Genomic DNA, 4,517 nt, shown 5'->3' on the forward strand with positions numbered 1-4,517 from the left:
CTCGTAGACGCCGCTCAGCGCGCGGGGCGCGAAGAGCCGTTCGAAGAAGCCGCCGACGCCGCCGCTGCCCTCCCAGGTGGTGCGGATGGTGACGCGGGCGCCCCCGTTGGGCGCGGGGGTGACGACGTACCGGGTGACGAGGGTGGAGTTGCGGTCGGTCTCGACCAGCTCGTTCTCGGCGGGCTCGGTGATGTCGCACAGCACCTCGCGGACCCGGCGCGAGGTGGCGTGGAAGCGGAAGAAGAGCACCGTGCCCTCGCCGTCGCCGCCCTCCCTGACCTCGTAGTCCGTGAACTGCTCGGGCAGCAGCCTCGGGTGCACCTCCGTGTAGTCGGCGATCGCGTCGAACACGTCGTTCGGCTCGGCCGCGACGTCCCGTTCCGCGACGACCTCGATCTGCGCCATGGCTCTCCTCCTGCGGTCGTTCCGCCGTACGTGCCCGTGCCGGTGTCGGGCACGGGATCCAAGCCAACCATCGGGACGCCGCGGGAGGGGAATCGGGTTGACAGGCTCCGTGCGAACATGTGTTCTATTCCTGTCCCCAAGGGAGGCGCCCACGCCGCAGGAGGCCCACGATGCGCTGGAACAACCTGAGCGACACGGCGGCCGAGTCCGCTCCCGCGCTCTTCGGCACCGACGTCGTGACCAGGACGTTCGACACCCCGGAGTTCCGGGGCATCACCTTCCACGAGGTGCGCGCCCGCTCCATCGTCAACCGCGTCCCCGGCACCTCACGCATGGCCTTCACCTGGACCGTCAACCCGTACCGCGGCTGCTCGCACGCCTGTGTCTACTGTTTCGCTCGAAAGAGTCACAGCTATCTCGACCTCGACACCGGCCTCGGCTTCGACAGCCAGATCGTCGTCAAGGTCAACGCGCCCCAGCTGCTGCGCCGCGAGCTCGGCGCCCGGCGCTGGACGGGCGAACACATCGCGATGGGCACCAACGTCGACTGTTACCAGCGGGCGGAGGGACGGTACCGGCTGATGCCCGGGATCATCTCCGCGCTGCGCGACCACGCCAACCCGTTCTCGATCCTGACCAAGGGCACGTTGATCCTCCGCGACCTCCCCCTGCTGCGGCAGGCCGCCGACGTCACGGACGTCGGGATCTCCGTCTCCGTCGGCTTCGTCGACCCCTCCCTGTGGCGCACCGTCGAGCCCGGCACCCCCGCTCCCGAGCGGCGCCTGGACGTGGTGCGGACCCTCGCCGAGGCCGGCGTCGGCTGCGGGGTGCTGATGGCGCCGGTCCTGCCGTACCTGTCGGACTCCCCCGAGCAGCTGCGCGCCACCGTCCGCGCCATCGCGGCGGCCGGCGCCACCTCGGTCACGCCACTCGTGCTGCACCTGCGTCCCGGGGCCCGCGAGTGGTACATGGCCTGGCTCGAACGGGACCACCCGCACCTGGTGCGGCGATACCGGGCGCTGTACCGGGAGGGGTCCTACGCGCCCCGCTGGTACCAGCGACGCGTCACGCGCCAGGTCCACGAGCTCGCGGCCGAGTACGGCATGGGGCCGGTCCACCCGGGAGCACACCGCGCGCTGCCCGCCCGGTCCGGCGACGCGGGAGGCCACGGAGCCGGGAACGGGTCCGGCGCCGGGTCCGGTGTCGGTGCCGGCGGCGGCACGACGACGGACGCGGAGGCGGACGCGGAGCCCGGTGCGGCGCAGCTGACCCTGCTGTGACGCACCACGACGCGCCGACGGCCTGTGCGCCCTCCCCGCTCGGTCCCCCCACCCACCGGCGGGGTGAGAGCATGGGCCCGTGGCCGCGACGACGGGCGAGGACCCGCTGCACACCACACGTTTCCGCGCCGCGTGCCACGAGGCGGCGCGCCGCACCCCCGGGGTGACGTTCTACGAGCTGACCGAGGCCGCCGTCACGCCCGCCTTCCACTCCGCGGCCATGAGCGACCGCGTGCGACGTCACCGGATCCTGTGCCACCCGCACACCGGCTTCGTGGCCTTCGCCTCCCCTCCCCCGTTCCCCGGCTCGGGCGAGCTGCGCTTCCACGAACCGCCCCGCTGGGCCGAGGTCTTCGACCTGCACGGCCTGCGGGTGCTGCGGCCCGAGGTGCTGGCCACCCCCCTCACCCGGGTCAGGCCGCGCGAGCTGGACGACGACGCCCGAGCGCGGCTCCGCCGCGACCGGGCACGGACCCTCGGCGAGTGGCTGTTCGGCTGACGGGCGCCTCACCGGCCTCGTCGACGGCGGCGTCACGCCGTGGGACGGCACGTCACTCTCCAGCCCGCGGCGGCGAAGCGCGGTGACAGCGCGTGAGAGCACCTGCTCCGGGCGAACGGACGGGGCCGTTCGTCCAGGCGCCGTGCGCACCTTGAACGCGCTGGTCAGAAGCCCGAGAGCTGTATTGTCCCCGTGGTGCGCTGAATTGTCTTACCACCCGTCCCTATCCTGTCGCCGGTACGACGCGTGAGGGGCGCGGGACTCCCGCGCCCTGACCGCACCGCACGTCGCAGCCGAGGAGTCGCACTCGGGAGCCGCCCCGCCTCGCGCTGTGCAGCACCGGTCGTCGCCTCGTGGGCCTGTCCGCGCGGGCGCCCCGCCAGACGACGGCCACCCGCGTGCGCCCGGTCTCCCCTCGGCACGGGCCCGCGCGGCCCTCCCCCACACCGGCTCCCGGTCAGGAGACTTGGGCTCATGTCACGAGCGCGCCGCTTCGCGGGGCAACGCCGCTGGTCAGCCGCAGTGGCGGTGTCAGTGGTCGGCGGAATGACCGCCTGGCTGCTGGGCACCGGTGCGATGGCCGGCGCCACCGATCCGGCCGACACGGGCTCCGTCGTGCGGGCCGACGCGCTGTACGTGGCGCCGGACGGCGCCGACGGCGCGGCCGGAACGGAGTCGGACCCGACGACGCTGGGCTCGGCGCTCGGCCGCGTCGAGCCCGGCGGCACGATCTACCTGCGCGACGGGACCTACGGCTTCTCCGAGACGGTCGTCATCGAGGGCAGCGACGGCACCGCCGACGCCCGCACGACGCTGTCCGCCTACCCCGGAGAGACCCCGGTCCTGAACTTCTCCGCCCAGGCGGAGGACCCGGCCAACCGCGGGCTGGCGCTCGTCGCCTCGTACTGGCACCTCCACGGCATCGTCGTCGAGCACGCCGGCGACAACGGCATCCTGGTCGCCGGCCACCACAACGTCGTCGAGCGCACCGTCACCCGCTTCAACCGCGACACCGGCCTCCAGCTCTCCCGCTGGGTCGCCGGCGCCCCCGAGGACCAGTGGCCGTCGCACAACCTCATCCTGAGCGCCGAGTCGCACGACAACGCCGACTCCGACGGTGAGGACGCGGACGGCTTCGCCCCCAAGCTCACCGTCGGCCCCGGCAACGTCTTCCGCCACACCGTCTCCCACCACAACATCGACGACGGCTACGACCTCTACACGAAGTCGGCCGACGGGCCCATCGGTGCCGTGACCCTGGAGAACACCCTGGCCTACGCCAACGGCACACTCTCGGACGGCAGCCAGGCCGGGAACGGTGACCGCAACGGCTACAAGCTCGGCGGCGACGACATCGCGGTCGACCACGTCGTCACCGGCAGCGTCGCGGTCAACAACGGCAAGCACGGGTTCACCTACAACCGCAACCCGGGCTCGATGTCCGTGTCGGACAACGTCAGCGTCGGTAACACGGAGCGCAACTTCAACTTCGACGACGGCTCCTCGACGTTCTCCCGCAACGTCTCCTGTGACAGCGGGGACAACGACCGGATCATCGGCGACGACGACGGCTCCAACCAGTTCTGGGACGAGGAGACCGGCAACGGGCCCGCGTGCGCCGACTACTCCGGCGAACTGGCCTGGTCCTTCGCCGAGGACGGCAGCCTCGTCGTGACCTTCGGCGGCCAGCGGATCATGGGCTGACCAGCCCCTCGGCGACCCAACGCCGTCGCCCGTCGCGGCGTCGCGTCCGGCACCGCGTTCGACCGTTGGACGACGGCGGCACGGACTCCGGCGTCCGCGCCGGCGCGAGGTCGGGCCCGACGGCCCGACGGCCCGACGAGGCGACCACCGCACCCAGCTCCACCATCCCCCCACCTTCGAGCACCGCAGGAGCGGACGAGATGAAGCGAACAGCAGCAAGGCGAATCCCCGCGGTCGTGGCCGCGCTGGCCGTCGCGACCACCACGGGCCTGGTGCTGTCGATGTCCCAGGCCTCCGCCGTGACCGGCAGCGCGAGCGGCTACGCGACCCAGAACGGTGGCACCACCGGCGGCGAGGGCGGGGAGACCGTCCGTGCGACCACCGGTACCGCGATCCACGAGGCCCTGTGCAACCGGGCCAGCGAGGACACCCCGATCACCATCGAGGTCGAGGGGACGATCAACCACGGCAACACCAGCAAGGTCTCGGGTGACAGCTGTAACACCGCCGAGGACGTGATCGAGCTCAAGCAGATCAGCAACGTCTCGATCATCGGCGTCGGGAGTGGGGCCACGTTCGACCAGATCGGCATCCACATCCGCGAGGCCAGCAACATCATCATCCAGAAC

The 4,517-nt window shown here is 72.1% G+C and carries 4 protein-coding genes and 1 pseudogene; 4 read left to right on the plus strand and 1 reads right to left on the minus strand.

Annotation, left to right across the window (positions count from 1 at the left end; translation table 11 throughout):
- The coding region (locus ACTWP5_RS31940; RefSeq protein WP_443224687.1) for an SRPBCC family protein at window positions 1-405 on the minus strand (405 nt) is incomplete at its 3' end.
- Between the two features lie 170 nt (window positions 406-575).
- On the opposite strand from ACTWP5_RS31940, the gene ACTWP5_RS31945 reads away from it, so the two are divergent.
- The 4 genes and pseudogenes from ACTWP5_RS31945 to ACTWP5_RS31960 all read left to right on the plus strand — a co-directional run.
- Entirely contained in the window at window positions 576-1,685 is a 1,110-nt protein-coding gene (locus tag ACTWP5_RS31945) for an Rv2578c family radical SAM protein (RefSeq protein ID WP_443224688.1), read from the plus strand.
- Between the two features lie 79 nt (window positions 1,686-1,764).
- A complete protein-coding gene (locus ACTWP5_RS31950) occupies window positions 1,765-2,184 on the plus strand; it encodes a hypothetical protein (protein WP_443224689.1) in 420 nt (139 codons plus the stop codon).
- Between the two features lie 474 nt (window positions 2,185-2,658).
- Window positions 2,659-3,888 carry a right-handed parallel beta-helix repeat-containing protein gene (locus tag ACTWP5_RS31955; protein WP_443224690.1) on the plus strand — a complete coding sequence of 410 codons (1,230 nt, stop codon included), beginning with the start codon at window positions 2,659-2,661 and terminating at the stop codon, window positions 3,886-3,888.
- A 200-nt stretch (window positions 3,889-4,088) separates the two neighbouring features.
- Window positions 4,089-4,517 (plus strand): annotated as a pseudogene (locus ACTWP5_RS31960) (pectate lyase); the annotation flags it as partial.

Origin of the sequence: Streptomyces sp. 4N509B, assembly GCF_052245655.1 — a bacterium.
Taxonomy (GTDB): Bacteria; Actinomycetota; Actinomycetes; order Streptomycetales; family Streptomycetaceae; genus Streptomyces.

Coding starts and splice junctions, on each gene's coding strand:
- ACTWP5_RS31945 (WP_443224688.1), top strand. CDS start 576: ATGCGCTGGAACAACCTGAGCGACACGGCGGCCGAGTCCGCTCCCGCG.
- ACTWP5_RS31955 (WP_443224690.1), top strand. CDS start 2,659: ATGTCACGAGCGCGCCGCTTCGCGGGGCAACGCCGCTGGTCAGCCGCA.